14 protein-coding genes, 2 tRNA genes, 1 rRNA gene and 1 other RNA gene are annotated in these 16,351 nt (G+C 61.0%); 12 read left to right on the top strand and 6 right to left on the bottom strand.

All coding sequences use genetic code 11. From position 1 onward, the window contains the following. Window positions 1-180 precede the first annotated feature (180 nt). Window positions 181-810, top strand: a complete 630-nt coding sequence (locus ASE30_RS24465; protein WP_057286862.1) for an FMN-dependent NADH-azoreductase — start codon at window positions 181-183, stop codon at window positions 808-810. 93 nt (window positions 811-903) lie between these two features. Here the strand turns inward: ASE30_RS24465 and ASE30_RS24460 are convergent, their stop codons facing one another. The 4 genes from ASE30_RS24460 to ASE30_RS24445 form a co-directional block, all read right to left on the bottom strand. Then, window positions 904-1,809: an NAD(P)-dependent oxidoreductase gene (locus ASE30_RS24460; protein WP_057286861.1), complete on the bottom strand. Its 906-nt coding sequence runs from the start codon at window positions 1,807-1,809 to the stop codon at window positions 904-906. Window positions 1,810-1,867: 58 nt separating this feature from the next. Beyond that, window positions 1,868-3,472, bottom strand: a complete 1,605-nt coding sequence (locus ASE30_RS24455) for a gamma-glutamyltransferase family protein (RefSeq protein WP_057286860.1) — start codon at window positions 3,470-3,472, stop codon at window positions 1,868-1,870. A 187-nt stretch (window positions 3,473-3,659) separates the two neighbouring features. Continuing rightward, a complete protein-coding gene (locus ASE30_RS24450) occupies window positions 3,660-5,165 on the bottom strand; it encodes a tripartite tricarboxylate transporter permease (RefSeq protein ID WP_057286859.1) in 1,506 nt (501 codons plus the stop codon). A 13-nt stretch (window positions 5,166-5,178) separates the two neighbouring features. Then, entirely contained in the window at window positions 5,179-5,643 is a 465-nt protein-coding gene (locus ASE30_RS24445) for a tripartite tricarboxylate transporter TctB family protein (protein WP_057286858.1), read from the bottom strand. Window positions 5,644-6,121: 478 nt separating this feature from the next. On the opposite strand from ASE30_RS24445, the gene ASE30_RS24440 reads away from it, so the two are divergent. From ASE30_RS24440 to ASE30_RS24430, 4 genes are all read left to right on the top strand, one after another. Beyond that, a complete protein-coding gene (locus ASE30_RS24440; protein WP_057286857.1) occupies window positions 6,122-6,568 on the top strand; it encodes a hypothetical protein in 447 nt (148 codons plus the stop codon). Next, on the top strand, window positions 6,568-6,879 hold the full coding sequence (locus tag ASE30_RS24435) for a cell division protein ZapA (RefSeq protein ID WP_057286856.1): 312 nt from the start codon (window positions 6,568-6,570) through the stop codon (window positions 6,877-6,879). The genes ASE30_RS24440 and ASE30_RS24435 overlap by 1 nt, the downstream gene beginning before the upstream one ends. A gap of 31 nt (window positions 6,880-6,910) precedes the next feature. Beyond that, window positions 6,911-7,096: non-coding RNA, 6S RNA (gene ssrS / locus ASE30_RS28700), on the top strand. A gap of 81 nt (window positions 7,097-7,177) precedes the next feature. After that, entirely contained in the window at window positions 7,178-7,942 is a 765-nt protein-coding gene (locus ASE30_RS24430; protein ID WP_057286855.1) for an SIMPL domain-containing protein, read from the top strand. Here ASE30_RS24430 and lgt read toward each other — a convergent pair. Continuing rightward, a complete protein-coding gene (gene lgt, locus ASE30_RS24425) occupies window positions 7,917-8,705 on the bottom strand; it encodes a prolipoprotein diacylglyceryl transferase (RefSeq protein WP_057286854.1) in 789 nt (262 codons plus the stop codon). The two genes, ASE30_RS24430 and lgt, sit on opposite strands and share 26 nt — an antisense overlap. Window positions 8,706-8,834: 129 nt before the next feature. Here lgt and ilvD point away from each other — a divergent pair, with 129 nt between their 5' ends. The 3 genes from ilvD (at window position 8,835) to msrA (ending at window position 11,471) form a co-directional block, all read left to right on the top strand. Then, complete coding sequence (gene ilvD / locus ASE30_RS24420; RefSeq protein ID WP_057286853.1) at window positions 8,835-10,520, top strand: dihydroxy-acid dehydratase; 1,686 nt, start codon at window positions 8,835-8,837, stop codon at window positions 10,518-10,520. Next, window positions 10,504-10,839 carry a c-type cytochrome gene (locus ASE30_RS24415; protein WP_057286852.1) on the top strand — a complete coding sequence of 112 codons (336 nt, stop codon included), beginning with the start codon at window positions 10,504-10,506 and terminating at the stop codon, window positions 10,837-10,839. Before ilvD ends, ASE30_RS24415 begins: the two co-directional genes overlap by 17 nt. A 77-nt stretch (window positions 10,840-10,916) precedes the next feature. Continuing rightward, a complete protein-coding gene (gene msrA / locus ASE30_RS24410; protein WP_057286851.1) occupies window positions 10,917-11,471 on the top strand; it encodes a peptide-methionine (S)-S-oxide reductase MsrA in 555 nt (184 codons plus the stop codon). Window positions 11,472-11,587: 116 nt separating this feature from the next. On the opposite strand, the gene hppD is transcribed toward msrA, so the two are convergent. Further along, window positions 11,588-12,700 carry a 4-hydroxyphenylpyruvate dioxygenase gene (gene hppD, locus ASE30_RS24405; RefSeq protein ID WP_057286850.1) on the bottom strand — a complete coding sequence of 371 codons (1,113 nt, stop codon included), beginning with the start codon at window positions 12,698-12,700 and terminating at the stop codon, window positions 11,588-11,590. Between the two features lie 155 nt (window positions 12,701-12,855). Here hppD and ASE30_RS24400 point away from each other — a divergent pair, with 155 nt between their 5' ends. The 4 genes from ASE30_RS24400 (at window position 12,856) to ASE30_RS24385 (ending at window position 16,219) form a co-directional block, all read left to right on the top strand. Next, window positions 12,856-13,332: an Lrp/AsnC family transcriptional regulator gene (locus ASE30_RS24400; RefSeq protein WP_057286849.1), complete on the top strand. Its 477-nt coding sequence runs from the start codon at window positions 12,856-12,858 to the stop codon at window positions 13,330-13,332. Window positions 13,333-14,392: 1,060 nt separating this feature from the next. Beyond that, window positions 14,393-15,923, top strand: a 16S ribosomal RNA gene (locus ASE30_RS24395). Between the two features lie 108 nt (window positions 15,924-16,031). Continuing rightward, a tRNA-Ile gene (locus ASE30_RS24390) sits at window positions 16,032-16,108 on the top strand. Between the two features lie 35 nt (window positions 16,109-16,143). Further along, a tRNA-Ala gene (locus ASE30_RS24385) sits at window positions 16,144-16,219 on the top strand. Window positions 16,220-16,351 lie beyond the last annotated feature (132 nt).

Here is a 16,351-nt window from a genome sequence, read left to right as displayed (position 1 = left end):
ACAGTTCATCTTACCTGTATTTATGTGTTCAATGAACCCGTCTACAGTGACGTCATGCCTTCGGGATCCGGCAACGCCACTTCGGTGGCCAGCCACGTCCGCCGCCCCTTCCGGGCCTGAGCGAGACGCCCGCGGATCCCGGCCGCCCGCGATGCCGGGCAACCACTGGAGATATTTGCAATGAAGACCCTGGTTATCCTTTCCTCGATTCTCGGCGAGCGTTCGAACAGCAAGCAGTTGGCCGATCACCTGATCGCCCGCGTCAAGGCGTCCAACCCGGCGGCCATCGTCAAGGTCCGCGACATCGGTGCCCAACCCATTCCGTATTTCGACGGCAACACCGCCGGTGCCTTGTTCACGCCGGCCGAAGGCCGCAGCGTCGAGCAGCAGCGCATCGTCGAATTGAGCGATTCCCTGGTGGCGGAACTGATGGAAGCGGACCGCATCGTGTTTGCCGTGCCCGTATACAACTTCAATCTGCCTGCGCAGTTCAAGAGCTATCTGGACCATCTGGCCCGGGCCGGCGTCACGTTCCGTTATACGCCGGAAGGGGTGCCGGAGGGCCTCGTCAAGGGTAAGCAGGTGTTTGTCCTGACGGCGCGCGGCGGCAAGGCCGAAGGTACGCCGTCCGACACGCTGACGCCGTACCTGCGCCAGATGCTGGGCTTCCTGGGCATGAGCGACGTGACCTTCGTCGCAGCGGAAGGCATGGCCATGGGTGAGGTGGCCGCGCTGGAAGGCGTGGCGCAAGCCAAGCAGCGCATCGATGCGCTGCTGGCCGAAACGGCGCAGACCAGCCTGGCTGCTTGAAAACCGCCGGCAGCCCGGCAACAAAAAGGCGAGCCCCGCAGGGCTCGCCTTTTTGCCAAGCGCACGCCCTGTGCAGGCCGTGCGCAGGCCGGATCAGTCGCGCAGGCGCTTGACCAGGCTGGACGTATCCCAACGGCCGCCGCCCATCTTCTGGACGTCGCCGTAGAACTGGTCCACCAGGGCGGTCAACGGCAGGCGCGCGCCGTTGTTGCGGGCCTCGGCCAGCACCAGGCCCAGGTCCTTGCGCATCCAGTCCACCGCGAAGCCGAACTCGAACTTGTCGTCGACCATGGTGCCGCCACGGTTCTCCATTTGCCAGCTCTGCGCCGCGCCCTTGCTGATCACGTCCAGCACCAGCTTCATGTCCAGATCCGCCGCCTGGCCGAACGCGACGGCCTCGGACAGGCCTTGAACGATGCCGGCAATGCAGATCTGGTTGACCATCTTGGCCAACTGGCCGGCTCCCGGCGGGCCCACCAGGGTGACCGCGCGGCCGAAGCACTGGGCGGCGGGCCGGATTGCCTCGAAGGCAGCGTGTTCTCCGCCGCACATGATCGTCAGCACGCCATTGACGGCGCCTGCCTGGCCGCCCGACACGGGCGCGTCCACGAAATTCAGGCCCAGGTCCTTGGCTTGGGAATAGAGTTCGCGCGCCACGTCCGCCGATGCAGTGGTGTGATCGACGAACACGGCGCCGGGCGCCATGCCCGCGAACGCGCCGTCCGGTCCCAGCACGACGCTGCGCAGGTCGTCGTCATTGCCGACGCAGGCAAAGACGATCTGCGCCCCGTCCACGGCTTGGCGCGGCGTGGCGGCGCTGCGCCCGCCAAATTCGGCGACCCAGGCCTGCGCTTTGGCCGGCGTGCGGTTGTAGACGGTCACGTCGTGGCCGGCGCGCGCCAGATGGCCGGCCATGGGCAGGCCCATCACGCCCAATCCGAGGAAAGCGACTTTCTGGGCTACGACCGCGTCGTAGCTCTTGGTACCGATCGTTGCCATGCAGGAAACTCCGCTCTAGAAGGGTAAGGTCAGTCTCAGGACACTAACCTTAACGCAATCAAAAGCCGGCGGCGAGTCCATCTCGACGGCTGTCGCTGGCGCTGACGTACCCGTCCACCGCCGGATCTCCCAGGCGCCAGATGAACTGGCCAGATCCGAAGTCCATATAAGGATCGTCGATGCCCTCCAGCACGTGACCGCGCGCGCGCAGCCCTTGCAAGACGGGCGGAGCGATGGCGGGCTCCACATCCACCGCCAGGCCGTGGTTCCATTTCCAGCGAGGCGCGTCGCAGGCGGCCTGAGGCTGCTGCCCATAGTCCAGCATGCGCACCAGCGTCTGGATCTGCCCTTGCGGCTGCATATTGCCTCCCATGACGCCAAAGCTCATCACGGGAGCGCCGTCGCGCATCAGAAAGGCGGGAATGATGGTGTGAAAGGGCCGCTTGCCGCCCGCGACCACATTGGGATGAGCCGGATCGGTGCTGAAGCAATGCCCGCGGTTCTGCAGGCTGACGCCCGTGCCGGGCACGACGACGCCCGAGCCGAAGCCCATGTAGTTCGACTGGATGAAGCTCACCATCATGCCGTTGCGGTCGGCGGCGGTCAGGTAGACGGTGCCGCCCTGCGGCGCATGGCCGGACGAGAAAGCCTGGGCCGTCCGGGGATCGATCAGGCGGGCCCGCTCGGCCAGATAGTCCGCGCGTAGCATCTGTTCGGGGGCGATACGCATATGGCGGGCATCGCCGACATGCGCGTATACATCGGCAAATGCCAGCTTCATGGCTTCGATCAGCAGGTGCTGGGTGTCGGGATGGTCGACAGGCCGGGCCGCCAGGTCGAAGTTCTGCAAGATGCCCAGGGCGATCAAGGCAGCGATGCCTTGGCCATTGGGCGGGATCTGATGCAGCGTATGGCCGCGGTACGCCTGGCTGATCGGCGCCACCCATTCCGGTGTGTAGTCGCGCAGGTCCGCCAGCGTCAGGGCGGCGTCATGCGCCTGCGCGTGCGCCACCAGCTTGTGCGCCGTCTCGCCTTCGTAAAAGTCTCGCCCACCGCTGGCGGCGATGCGCTTGAGCGTGGCCGCCGCGCCCGGCAGGATGAAATGCTCGCCGACGTGCGGCGCGCGGCCGCGCGGCAGGAAATGCTGCGCAAAGCCGGGCTGTGGCTGCAGGATATCGGCTTGCGCGGCCCATTTTTCCTGGACGACAGGCGAAACCGCATAGCCGCGCTCGGCATATTCGATGGCCGGCGCCAGGATGTCGGCGAACGCCAGGCGGCCCAGCTTTTCATGCAAAGCCGCCCATCCCGCGATGCATCCCGGCACGGTCACGCTGTCCCAACCCCTGGCGGGTATCGTGCCTTGGTGCTTGCGCCGGAAGTAGTCCACGTTCCACGCAGCGGGCGCCGCGCCCGACGCGTTCAGGCCATGCAGCTTCGAGCCGTCCCAGATGATGGCGAAGCAATCCGAGCCCAAGCCGTTGCTGACGGGTTCGGTCAGGGCCAGCGTGGAGGCCGCGGCGATCGCGGCGTCTACCGCGTTGCCGCCCTGGGCAAGGATCCGCAAGCCCGCCTGGGCCGCCAAAGGGTGGGACGTGGCCACGACATTGCGGGCAAACACCGGCGTGCGGGTGGTGGGGTAGGGATTCTTCCAGTCGAAATTCATGCCGAATCATCGCGTGGGGTAAACCCGTAGCTTAACGTAGATGCGACGACGCGCGTACGATTTGTAGCGTACAGTAATCGATTGTATCTTTCAGCGGCCCTGCGTTTTGCGGACGCAAAGAAAAACCCCCGGGCAAGCCCGGGGGTCTCTGATCCAGAACGCCGCGGCAAGGCGGCGGTTCCGTTCTTTACTCTTCTTCGACGAAGGTCTCTTCGCGCTTCTTGCGGATGGCCGGCAGCGCGACCAGGATCACCAGGAAGGCGGCGACAGCCAGCAGCGAAGCCGACAGCGGACGCGTGACGAAGGTAGTGAAGTCGCCGCGAGACAGCAGCAGGGCACGGCGGAAGTTCTCTTCCATCATGGGGCCCAGCACCAGGCCCAACAGCAGCGGCGCGCCTTCGCACTTCAGCTTGGACCACACGTAGCCGACGATGCCGAACATGGCGGTGGTGAAGATGTCGAACGGGTTGTAATTCAACGAATACACACCGATCGTGCAGAACACCAGAATCGCCGGGAACAGGATGCGGTAGGGCACCTTCAGCAGCTTGACCCACAGGCCGATCAGCGGCAGGTTCAGCACCACCAGCATCAGGTTGCCGATCCACATCGAGGCGATCAGGCCCCAGAACAGCTCCGGGTGGCTCGTCATGACTTGCGGGCCGGGCTGGATGTTGTGGATCGTCATTGCGCCAACCATCAGCGCCATCACGGCGTTACCCGGGATGCCCAGCGTCAGCAGCGGGATGAACGAAGTCTGGGCGGCGGCGTTGTTCGCCGATTCCGGACCAGCCAGGCCGGCCGGGTGGCCCTTGCCGAAGCGTTCCGGATTCTTCGAGATCTTCTTTTCCAGCGTGTAGGACGCAAACGACGACAGCACGGCGCCACCGCCCGGCAGGATACCCAGTGCCGAACCCAGGGCCGTACCACGCAGCACGGCGGGGGCGGCTTCCTTGAATTCCTGCTTGTTCGGGTACAGCGTGCCGATCTTGTCGGTGATGTCGACGCGGTTTTCCTTCTGCTCGAGGTTGGTCATGATTTCGGCGAAGCCGAACACGCCCATGGCCACGATGGCGAAGTCGATGCCGTCTTGCAGTTCGGGGATGCCGAAGTCATAGCGGGCGACGCCCGAGTTGACGTCGGTGCCGACCATGCCCAGCAGCAGGCCCAGGATGATCATCGCGATCGCCTTGGGCAGCGAGCCCGAGGCCAGCACCACGGCGCCGACCAGGCCCAGGCACATCAGCGAGAAGTACTCGGCGGGGCCGAACTTGAAGGCGACTTCAGCCAGAGGAGGCGCGAACGCGGCCAGCAGCAGCGTAGCCACGCAGCCCGCGAAGAACGAACCCAGCGCGGCAATGGCCAGCGCGGCGCCAGCACGGCCGTTGCGGGCCATCTGGTGTCCGTCCAGCACGGTCACCACCGCGGATGTTTCCCCTGGCAGCGCCACAAGAATGGCTGTGGTGGATCCGCCGTATTGGGCGCCGTAGTAGATACCCGCCAGCATGATCAGGCCGGCGATAGGGGGCAGCACATACGTGATCGGCAACAGCATTGCGATCGTCGGGACAGGGCCGATGCCCGGCAGCACGCCAATCAGCGTACCCAGGATGCAGCCCAGCAGTGCGTAGAACAGGTTCTCGGGCGTAAACGCCACCGAGAAGCCCATCATCAGGTTGTCAAACAATTCCATGACCGGTTGCTCCTTAGTTCATGCCCAGAAACGACGGCCACAGCGGGAAAATCAGCCCCAGCCCCTTGACGAATGCCAGATACGAGAAGACCACCAGGAAGATCGCATTGGCGACGGCGACCTTCAGGCTGAACTCGTGGCTGGCCAGGCTGCTGACAACAACCAGGATGAAGACCGAGATATAGATGCCCAACGGCTTGAGGATGAAGCCGTACAGGACAACTGAGCCCACGACGAGGAACAGGATGCGCCAATCGAACTTGTCGATATGCGTGTCGTGGGCCTTCTTGGACAGTGAGCCAAGCAGCACGACGGCGCCCAGCAATGAGAGAACGATACCTAGCCAAAAAGGAAAGTACCCGGGGCCCATTCGGGCAGCAGTACCCATTTGGTAGCTGCTGGCCTGCCAGGCGAATCCCAGTCCAAGGGCGATGAACATCACCCCCGACCAGAAGTCCTGTCGATTGCGTAGCTGCATGATTGGTTGGCTCCTGTTTACAGCATGTAGATAAAAAGGTTTGTAGCCGGAGTCACTCGCCGACAGGCGAGCGACAGGCACAAAAAAGGCACTTCGGGGTGCCATTAGTTCTTCTGAAAGCGACGACGTGGTTTCTTGAAAGGGCGAATGGTAATGGACGCCCGCGGCGCTGCAAACCCTGTAAGCTCTGTGAAAGCCTGGGGTTTTCCCTAGAATTCGGGAACTCCCGACCCCGAGTTGTAACGGCGCGGGAAGATTGAGGGCTTTTTGAAAGCTAAGTGAAAGTTTATAGAAAGAAAGGCGAAAGCCGGATCGGCCGGAAGCGGCGGTTTTGACGGATGGGACTTTCCATCGGTCCCAAGACTCGGTAACCTTCGCGCCGCCGGAATCCCAATCGAATTTCCTACTGAATATTGCCGGGTTTCTCACCTTGCGTGAAGAGGCCCGGTTCAACCCAGGATGGTTTACGATAGCGCCCATGCTGCAAGATCTAGACCAACTCGCCGCCCGAATCGGGCAACTGGTGCAACGCACCCGCCAACTCCACGCCGAGCGTGACGCGTTGCGTCTTCGCCTGAATGATTTCGAAGCTGAGCAGCGCGTGCTGAAGCAACGCGCCGCCGACCGCGAAGCAGAGATCGTCACCCTGCAAAGCAAGCTCCAGGACCACGATGGTGCCGTCACGGCCATGCTGGAGCAAGCTCAGCAAGCCGAGATCGTCTTGCGTGAACAGCTTGCCCGCGAGACCGCCGAACGCCAGGCGCTCGAGTCGCGGTTTTCCGCCAGGGAAACCGAACTGCAGGGCAACCTGCAGACGCGCGATACCGAATTACAGCGCTTGCGCGTGGCCGCCGCGTCGGCCCGCGAGCGCATCGACGCCGTGCTGGCCCGCTTGCCGGGTGCGCCGTCCGGAGAGCAACACTAATGGAACGTGTAGACGTATCGATCCTCGGCCGCGACTATTCCCTGGCGTGCTCCGCGGAAGAGAAGCCCACGCTGCTGGCCGCCGTGCGCCATGTGGATCAACTCATGCTGCGTATCCAGGGCACCGGCAAGGTTTCCAGCAATGAGCGCATCGCCGTGATGGCCGCTTTGCAGGTGGCCGGCGAGCTGCTCGCGATGAAAGCTCCCGACGGTCCGCTGGGCGGTTTGGCGGTCGGCGACTTCAAGCGTAGAATTGAGGACATGAACGCAGTACTCGATGACGCCTTGTCGGGTCAGGAAAAACTGCTCTAACGTTCATAAGCAGTATTCAAGATTTTTCAGTTTGTCCCTGCCGTGTCCGTGACTAGGCCATACATTCTCTGAACCTATGTCTTTTTGGCATATTGGTTGCGGGAGTGCAGAGCTGGAGTGATTGTCTCTCGTAGACGAACCCGATGCTCTACGGAACGCGACCACCTTGAACCTCAGGGTTCGAGATGCCGGCCTTGACGGCACAGGCGGGGCATCTATCCCAGCGGGCCTGCCATAAGAGCAGGTCCGCGTCGGGCGCCTCGGCACTCCCCTTCGTCCTCCCTCCTAGGACCAGTCCATGTTCAAACACCCTGTTTTTTCGCTGACCAAGCTTGGTGCAGCGTGCGCAGCCGTGGCCGCGATCGCCGCCGCTCAGCCCGTCTATGCACAGGCTCAGGCGCCCGCCGCCGCGCCCACCGCTGTCGAGCCGGCCGCCAACCGGTCTCCAGAGATGACGCTGCAGGCCATGGCATCGTCAGAGGTCCAGCAGGACACGGTGCGCATTTCCTTGACCGCCGAAGTGGACGCGCCGGATCAGCCCGCCGCGGGCCAGAAGCTGACGACGGTGCTTGACGACGTCGTCAAGCGCGCGCGCGACACCAAGGGCGTGGATGTGAGTTCGAGCGGCTTCAATGTCTGGCCCAACATGAACAGCAAGGGCAAGATCAGTTCCTGGCGCGGCCAAGGCGAGATCGTGCTCGAATCCAAGGACTTCGCGGCCGCGGCCGCGCTGGCGTCCAAGCTATCGGACAAGACGGCGATTTCCAACATCAGCTTCTCGCTATCGCGCGAAGCGCGCGACGCCGAAGAACGCAAGCTGCTGAAAGATGCCGCGCAAGCCTTCAAGGATCGCGCATTGGCTGCGGCCAACGCCTTCGGTTTCTCTGGCTACCGCCTTTCCAAGCTGGAACTGGGCGGTTCCGGCGGCGCCGCGCCCATGCCGCGCATGGTGGGGGCCGCCATGTCCAAGGACAGCTTGAGCAGCTTCAATGCAAGCGTTCCCCTGGAAGCGGGGAACGTCACGGTCAGCATTGCGGTCAACGGGACGATCGTCTTGCAGTAAGGCTGAACATGATGGCGCCCAAGGCGACCATCGGCAGGGACAGCCACTGTCCCATGCTCAACCCGCCCGCGAGCAGGCCCAGGAAGTTGTCTGGCTCGCGGGTGAATTCCACCAGGAAACGGAAGGTCCCGTAGCCCATCAGGAAGAGGCCGCTCACCTGACCCAGCGGACGCGGCTTGCTCGAGAACCACCACAGCAGCACGAACAGCACGATTCCTTCCAGCCCAAGCTCATAGAGCTGCGAAGGATGGCGGGCCAATCCGTCGCCGCTGTCGGGGAACACCATGGCCCACGGCACATCGGTGGGCCGGCCCCACAGTTCGCCATTGATGAAATTGCCCAGGCGGCCAAAACCCAGGCCCAGCGGAATCAACGGCGCGATGAAATCACTGACCGCGAAAAAGGGCAGGCGCTTCTTGCGAGCGAACAGCAGCATCACGAGAATCACGCCGATCAGGCCGCCGTGAAACGACATGCCGCCTTGCCACAGGTACAGCACTTCCAGCGGGTGCGCCAGGTAGTACGCGGGCTTGTAGAACAGCACGTAGCCCAGCCGGCCCCCCAACACCACCCCCAGCACGCTATAGAAGATCAGGTCTTCCAGATCCCGCACGTTCAGCGAGGTGGTGTGCCCGCTTGTGATGCGGCGGCGGCCCAGCAGGTACACAAGGGCGAAGCCCGCCAGGTACATCAGCCCATACCAATGGATGGCCAGAGGCCCGATCTGCAGGGCGATGGGGTCGATTTTCGGATATTGCAGCATGTTCTGCCCGACACAATAAAGTTGAATGATAATAACCGGCGAGCACTGAAGATTCGCATGCAAGCGAGCCAGCTTCCCTGGGTGCGATTGTCATGTCCGCGCCCCGACGGCCGACAGGAGACACAGACCATGCCGAACAACGAACGTTCCCGCCATATCACCCATGGCGTCGCGCGCGCGCCTAATCGCGCCATGTATTACGCGCTGGGCTACAAGGAAGCCGATTTCGAGAACCCCATGATCGGCGTGGCCAACGGCCATTCGACGATCACCCCCTGCAATAGCGGCCTGCAGCGCCTGGCCGACGCCGCCATCGACGCGATTCGCGCTTCCCGCGCCAATCCCCAGGTGTTCGGCACGCCCACCATTTCGGACGGCATGTCCATGGGCACCGAGGGCATGAAATATTCGCTGGTGTCGCGCGAGGTCATCGCCGACTGCATCGAGACCGCCGCGCAGGGCCAATGGATGGATGGCGTCGTCGTGATCGGCGGGTGCGATAAAAACATGCCGGGCGGCATGATCGCCCTGGCGCGCACGAATGTGCCTGGCATCTATGTCTATGGCGGCACGATCAAGCCGGGCCGCTACAAGGGCAACGACCTCACCATCGTGTCCGTCTTCGAAGCTGTCGGCGAATACACCATGGGCCGCATGCCGGAAGCCGACTTCAAGCAGATCGAAAAGTGCGCGATTCCAGGCTCGGGTTCCTGTGGGGGCATGTACACGGCCAACACCATGAGCTCTTCCTTCGAGGCCATGGGCATGAGCTTGCCGTATTCCAGCACGATGGCCAACGAAGACGAGGAAAAAGTCGTTTCCGCCGCGGAGTCGGCGCGCGTGCTGGTGGACGCGGTCCGGCGCAATCTGCGTCCGCGCGACATCATCACGCGGGAGTCCATCGAAAACGCCGTGTCCGTCATCATGGCCATCGGCGGATCGACCAACGCCGTGTTGCACTTCCTGGCCATCGCGCACGCCGCCGAAGTGCCGTGGACCATCGACGATTTCGAACGCATCCGCAAACGCGTGCCGGTGCTGTGCGACCTGAAACCCTCCGGCCAATACGTTGCCACCGACCTGCATCGCGCGGGCGGCATCCCGCAGGTCATGAAGCTGCTGCTCAACGCCGGTCTGCTGCACGGCGACTGCATCACCATCACCGGCAAAACCATCGCCGAAACGCTGGCCGATGTGCCCGACACGCCGCGCGCCGACCAGGACGTCATCATGCCGATGGATCGAGCGCTCTATCCCCAGGGCCACCTCGCGATCCTCAAGGGGAATCTGTCGCCCGAAGGCTGCGTCGCCAAGATCACGGGCCTGAAGAACCCGGTCATCACGGGCCCCGCGCGCGTCTTCGATTCCGAAGACGACGCCATGACGGCCATCATGGCGCAGCAGATTCGAGACGGCGACGTAGTGGTCATCCGCTATGAAGGCCCCAAGGGCGGCCCCGGCATGCGCGAGATGCTGGCGCCCACTTCCGCGCTGGTTGGCCAGGGGCTCGGTGAAACGGTTGGTCTGATCACCGATGGCCGGTTCTCGGGCGGCACCTGGGGCATGGTGGTCGGCCATGTCGCGCCCGAGGCCTTTGTCGGCGGCCCGATCGCGCTGATTCAGGAAGGCGATTCGGTTACCATCGATGCCCACAAGCTGCTGTTGCAGCTCAACATCAGCGACGAGGAAATGGCGGCTCGTCGTCAGGCCTGGGTTCAGCCCAAGCCGCGTTATACACGCGGTGTGCTTGCCAAGTTCGGCAAGCTCGCCAGCACCGCGAGCCGTGGGGCAGTAACCGATGCATTTGAAGATTAGTCTGTTGGCGGCCGTGGCCAGCGTCCTCTGCGCTGGCGCGGCCCATGCACAAACCGCGGGGCTGGATCTGGCCAAGAGCAAGGCCTGTATGGCATGTCACCAAGTTGAAGCCAAGCGGGTGGGGCCGCCCTTGAAGAGCGTGGCTGAACGCTATGCCGGGCAGGGCGACCCCATGGTGGATTATCTGGCCGGCAAGATCCGTGGCGGCGGCCGAGGCGCCTGGGGTGCGGTCCCCATGCCGGCTCAGACCCAGGTCACGCCCGAGGACGCACGGCAGCTCTCCGAATGGATCTTGTCGCTGGCGCCGGCCAAGCAGTAGCCTTATTCTTTATGCCCCGCTGATGAAGCCGGGCGCGCGGGCCGCTGGCGGCGGCCTTTCATCAAGAAGGAATCGTCATGGCAGAACAACCATCCCCGGGCAATGAAGTCGCCGTACTTGGCGGCGGTTGCTTCTGGTGCGTCGAAGCAGTGTTTACAGAGCTGCGCGGAGTCAAAAGCGTATTGCCGGGCTACAGCGGCGGCCATGTGGACAATCCCAGCTACGAGCAGGTCTGCGGCAAGGATACGGGCCACATCGAGGTCGCGCGGGTCGAATTTGATCCGGCCGAGTTGTCCTATGCGGATCTGCTGCGCGTGTTTTTCGCGACTCATGATCCCACCACGCCGGGCCGCCAAGGCAACGACGTCGGTCCGCAGTACGAATCGGCGATCTTCTGGCAGAACGACGCCCAGCTCGAGCAGGCGGAATCGGTCATCGCCGAGGTCGAGTCGCAACGCGTCTACGATGCGCCGATCGTCACCAGGCTGCTTGCGCCCGCCAAATTCTGGCAGGCCGAGGACTATCACAGCAACTATTTCGCCCTGCATCCCGAACAAGGCTATTGCCAGTTCGTGATCGCTCCCAAGGTAGCCAAGTTCCGCAAGCAGTTCCAGGACCGCCTGCAGCGCTAGCCTTGCGCTGACCGCCGCGTTGGGGGCGGGCGGGTGATAAAAAAAGCCTCACCGGAAGGTGAGGCTTCAAGGCCAGCGCCGATGCTAGAGCGCCGTGCGCTGGCGGGGGAAGAGGCTTACTCGACCGTCTTCACGACGCCGCGGCGCATCTGGTCCAGTTCGATCGATTCGAAGAGGGCCTTGAAGTTGCCTTCGCCGAAACCATCGTTGCCCTTGCGCTGGATGATTTCAAAGAAGATCGGGCCGATCTGGTTCTCGGTGAAAATCTGCAGCAGCAGACCGCCACCCGGAGCGCCATCCAGCAGGATGCGATTCTTCTGCAGGCGAGCCACGTCCTCGCCATGATTCGGCAGGCGGCGGTCCAGCAGCTCGTAATATGTTTCCGGCGTGTCCAGAAACACCACGCCCGTCTTTCGCAGCGCTTCGATGGTGGCGTAGATGTCATCGGTCGCCATGGCGATGTGCTGAATGCCTTCGCCGCGGTACAGGTCCAGGTATTCCTGGATCTGGCCTTTCTCTTCGGTGCCTTCCTCATTGATCGGAATACGGATGTTGCCGCACGGCGAAGTCATCGCCTTGGACTTCACGCCGGTCACCTTGCCTTCGATATCGAAGTAGCGGACTTCGCGGAAGTTGAAGAGGCGCTCATAGAATTCCGACCACTCCGCCATGCGGCCCTTGTGCACGTTGTGCGTCAGGTGGTCCACCAGCGTCAGGCCCGCGCCGCGCCAGGCCACGTCGGTCTGGGCATTGGCCGGATCCAGCGGCATGAAATCCACGTCGTAGATGCTGATGTCGCCAATGCCGCCGTGGCCTTCCTTGCCCGCCCAGCGGTCCACCAGGTAAATCAGCGAATCGCCGATGCCCTTGATCGCCGGGATATTCAGTTCCATCGGTCCGCTATGCGAATCAAACCCCCATGCGCCCAGTTCCAGCGCGCGCTTGTATGCCGCGTTCGCATCCTGCACGCGGAATCCGATCGCACAGATCGACGGGCCATGCAGGCGGGCGAAGCGTTGGGCGAAGGAGTCGGGTTCGGCGTTGATCAGGAAGTTGACGCCGCCTTGGCGGTACAGGGTCACGTCTTTGTGGCGATGCTTGGCAATCGCCTTGAATCCCAACAGTTCGAACACCTTGCGCAGCGCGGCGGGGTCCGGCGCGGCATATTCAATGAACTCGAACCCGGCGGTGCCCATCGGGTTGTCCCAGGGTTGGAAAGCGCTGCTCATAAGTCTGCTCCCTTGCGTCTTCTTGAGGATGACTTGTTCTTCAAGTCTAGACGGAGATTGTAGGGAGGAAGGGCGGGCAGACAATTGCAAATATGCCCAGCACGTCCGAGGATTGAGCAATAATATTGCGCTGTATTCGATTTAACGGGCTAAAAATGTCTGACACAGGGCTTGATAGGACAGATCTCAGGATTTTGGCCGAATTGCAACGCGATGGCCGCTTGAGCAACCAGGAATTGGCCGACCGTGTATCGCTGTCGCCCAGTCCCTGCCTGCGGCGCGTCCGCCGGCTTGAAGAGCAGGGCTTCATCAAAAAGTACGTGGCGCTCATCGACGCCGACAAGGTCGGCCTGGGCTTGCTGGCCTACGTGAACATCAGGCTGAACAAGACCAGCGGTTCCAGTCACGCGCCCATGAGCGATTTCGCCCGCGACGTGCAGCTATGGCCGGAAGTGGTCGAGTGCTATGCCATGTCAGGGGACATGGACTATCTGCTCCGCATCCAGGTGGCGGATCTGGCGCACTTCTCGCGCTTCTCCATGGACACTTTGATGCGCCACCCCGCGGTCGTGGACATGCGTTCGTTCTTCGCGCTCCAGCAGATCAAGGAAACGACCGAACTGCGGCTCTAGGCCGGTCGCAAGACAGAGGAACCGGCAGGCCGGATGCCGCCGCCAAGGGAAGAGGCCTAGGATTGGCGAACTCGCCCGGTTTCTCCGCGCCGCGCATTTCCCTAGCGGGTCTCCATACTAGGCCGCGGTTCCGGGGCGGCTTTGAATGCAGTCTATATAGTAGATAGAGAGCGCCTGAAGACTCCGTCACCGATGGAGGGGGCACCTCCTCTCTATATATAGTGGTGCGAGTCAGACGCCACGGAAAAAAGGGGTGCGTCCCCGACATATTTCATCTTTCTGCAAAATGGGTGTCATGCTGGCGACACACGCCGAAATTCTGTGCTATAGTCTCGCTCCTTCGCAGTTCAAGCAGTTTTGAGCCGCGAAGCCAAGCAAGTGCAACAGGTCTGGCTGGGTTCCCCGGTAAGGCCTGCCGCGAAAGCGATCAGAAATGAAAGCCTGGCGGTTATTGCAAAGGCTGGTGCAAATCAGGCAGAAGCCAGTTGCACTACCTGCAAAAATTGTGCTATAGTCTTGGGCTTGGCTGGTGATGATGAATCAGGGTTTACCCCGATAAGTAATCCCGAAGCGAAATTGCTAGCCACCTGTGCGGTAACCAACCCCTGAAATTCAGGGCTGCTTATGAAAGCAAGCGGGTTGCAAGATAGGATGCAAATCAGGCAGAAGCCGGTTGCATAATCTGCAAAAGTTGTGTTATAGTAGAGGGCTTGGCGGTTGCCGAAAAGTTAGGGTTAACCCTGAAGTTTCGATAGCTGCTAAGGCTGAGAGATCAGCAGGCAGTAAGTGAATAAGCAGTGAATAGCAGTAAGTTAGTAGTACCGAATTTGCAGTRCCGCTCTTTAACAATTAAACAACCGATAAGTGTGGGCGCTTGATGCGAGTGCAGTGATGGGGTTTTTAACCCGATCACAAGCACAATGAAATCAAGTGAGAAGTGAAGTACCTTAAACGTCAAGTTTAAGCACATACCTCACTTCCTTTGAGTAGCGACGTATGACCTGGTTCGGACTGGTGTTAAAGCCACAAGGACCAAGAATACGAAACAAATACAGAGATTAAACTGAAGAGTTTGATCCTGGCTCAGATTGAACGCTAGCGGGATGCCTTACACATGCAAGTCGAACGGCAGCACGGACTTCGGTCTGGTGGCGAGTGGCGAACGGGTGAGTAATGTATCGGAACGTGCCTAGTAGCGGGGGATAACTACGCGAAAGCGTGGCTAATACCGCATACGCCCTACGGGGGAAAGCAGGGGATCGCAAGACCTTGCACTATTAGAGCGGCCGATATCGGATTAGCTAGTTGGTGGGGTAAYGGCTCACCAAGGCGACGATCCGTAGCTGGTTTGAGAGGACGACCAGCCACACTGGGACTGAGACACGGCCCAGACTCCTACGGGAGGCAGCAGTGGGGAATTTTGGACAATGGGGGAAACCCTGATCCAGCCATCCCGCGTGTGCGATGAAGGCCTTCGGGTTGTAAAGCACTTTTGGCAGGAAAGAAACGTCATGGGTTAATACCCCGTGAAACTGACGGTACCTGCAGAATAAGCACCGGCTAACTACGTGCCAGCAGCCGCGGTAATACGTAGGGTGCAAGCGTTAATCGGAATTACTGGGCGTAAAGCGTGCGCAGGCGGTTCGGAAAGAAAGATGTGAAATCCCAGAGCTTAACTTTGGAACTGCATTTTTAACTACCGGGCTAGAGTGTGTCAGAGGGAGGTGGAATTCCGCGTGTAGCAGTGAAATGCGTAGATATGCGGAGGAACACCGATGGCGAAGGCAGCCTCCTGGGATAACACTGACGCTCATGCACGAAAGCGTGGGGAGCAAACAGGATTAGATACCCTGGTAGTCCACGCCCTAAACGATGTCAACTAGCTGTTGGGGCCTTCGGGCCTTAGTAGCGCAGCTAACGCGTGAAGTTGACCGCCTGGGGAGTACGGTCGCAAGATTAAAACTCAAAGGAATTGACGGGGACCCGCACAAGCGGTGGATGATGTGGATTAATTCGATGCAACGCGAAAAACCTTACCTACCCTTGACATGTCTGGAATGCCGAAGAGATTTGGTAGTGCTCGCAAGAGAACCGGAACACAGGTGCTGCATGGCTGTCGTCAGCTCGTGTCGTGAGATGTTGGGTTAAGTCCCGCAACGAGCGCAACCCTTGTCATTAGTTGCTACGAAAGGGCACTCTAATGAGACTGCCGGTGACAAACCGGAGGAAGGTGGGGATGACGTCAAGTCCTCATGGCCCTTATGGGTAGGGCTTCACACGTCATACAATGGTCGGGACAGAGGGTCGCCAACCCGCGAGGGGGAGCCAATCCCAGAAACCCGATCGTAGTCCGGATCGCAGTCTGCAACTCGACTGCGTGAAGTCGGAATCGCTAGTAATCGCGGATCAGCATGTCGCGGTGAATACGTTCCCGGGTCTTGTACACACCGCCCGTCACACCATGGGAGTGGGTTTTACCAGAAGTAGTTAGCCTAACCGCAAGGGGGGCGATTACCACGGTAGGATTCATGACTGGGGTGAAGTCGTAACAAGGTAGCCGTATCGGAAGGTGCGGCTGGATCACCTCCTTTCAGAGCTAAAGTGCTCGTGTTAAGCGTCCACTCTTATCGGTTGTTTCTTGGGTCGAGGGAATCTTCCCTGGGTCTGCAGCTACCTGAATACTGATCCGAGAAGGTTTTGGGTCTGTAGCTCAGTTGGTTAGAGCACCGTCTTGATAAGGCGGGGGTCGTTGGTTCGAATCCAACCAGACCCACCAAGTATTTCGCAAGTGTTGATCACTGTGTGGAATATGGGGGTGTAGCTCAGCTGGGAGAGCGCCTGCTTTGCAAGCAGGATGTCATCGGTTCGATCCCGTTCACCTCCACCATTGATTCTCAAACAGTCGCCTGGTGGCGATGTAGAGGCTAACTCATAGCATCGTGATTCTGATTTGAATCACGGTCTTATGAGTTGGGTTTTACTCAACAGCTATATTCGTTCTTTAACAATCTGGAAGAAG

Origin of the sequence: Achromobacter sp. Root83 (assembly GCF_001428845.1) — a bacterium.
GTDB lineage: Bacteria > Pseudomonadota > Gammaproteobacteria > Burkholderiales > Burkholderiaceae_B > Achromobacter.
Note: the sequence above shows the minus strand (reverse complement) of the source record. Positions and strands in the feature narration are given on the sequence as shown.

Bases quoted from the DNA above. Each gene is read 5' to 3' on its own strand.
- ASE30_RS24465 (WP_057286862.1), top strand. From the start codon at position 181: ATGAAGACCCTGGTTATCCTTTCCTCGATTCTCGGCGAGCGTTCGAAC.
- ASE30_RS24460 (WP_057286861.1), bottom strand. From the start codon at position 1,809: ATGGCAACGATCGGTACCAAGAGCTACGACGCGGTCGTAGCCCAGAAA.
- ASE30_RS24455 (WP_057286860.1), bottom strand. From the start codon at position 3,472: ATGAATTTCGACTGGAAGAATCCCTACCCCACCACCCGCACGCCGGTG.
- ASE30_RS24450 (WP_057286859.1), bottom strand. From the start codon at position 5,165: ATGGAATTGTTTGACAACCTGATGATGGGCTTCTCGGTGGCGTTTACG.
- ASE30_RS24445 (WP_057286858.1), bottom strand. From the start codon at position 5,643: ATGCAGCTACGCAATCGACAGGACTTCTGGTCGGGGGTGATGTTCATC.
- ASE30_RS24440 (WP_057286857.1), top strand. From the start codon at position 6,122: ATGCTGCAAGATCTAGACCAACTCGCCGCCCGAATCGGGCAACTGGTG.
- ASE30_RS24435 (WP_057286856.1), top strand. From the start codon at position 6,568: ATGGAACGTGTAGACGTATCGATCCTCGGCCGCGACTATTCCCTGGCG.
- ASE30_RS24430 (WP_057286855.1), top strand. From the start codon at position 7,178: ATGTTCAAACACCCTGTTTTTTCGCTGACCAAGCTTGGTGCAGCGTGC.
- lgt (WP_057286854.1), bottom strand. From the start codon at position 8,705: ATGCTGCAATATCCGAAAATCGACCCCATCGCCCTGCAGATCGGGCCT.
- ilvD (WP_057286853.1), top strand. From the start codon at position 8,835: ATGCCGAACAACGAACGTTCCCGCCATATCACCCATGGCGTCGCGCGC.
- ASE30_RS24415 (WP_057286852.1), top strand. From the start codon at position 10,504: ATGCATTTGAAGATTAGTCTGTTGGCGGCCGTGGCCAGCGTCCTCTGC.
- msrA (WP_057286851.1), top strand. From the start codon at position 10,917: ATGGCAGAACAACCATCCCCGGGCAATGAAGTCGCCGTACTTGGCGGC.
- hppD (WP_057286850.1), bottom strand. From the start codon at position 12,700: ATGAGCAGCGCTTTCCAACCCTGGGACAACCCGATGGGCACCGCCGGG.
- ASE30_RS24400 (WP_057286849.1), top strand. From the start codon at position 12,856: ATGTCTGACACAGGGCTTGATAGGACAGATCTCAGGATTTTGGCCGAA.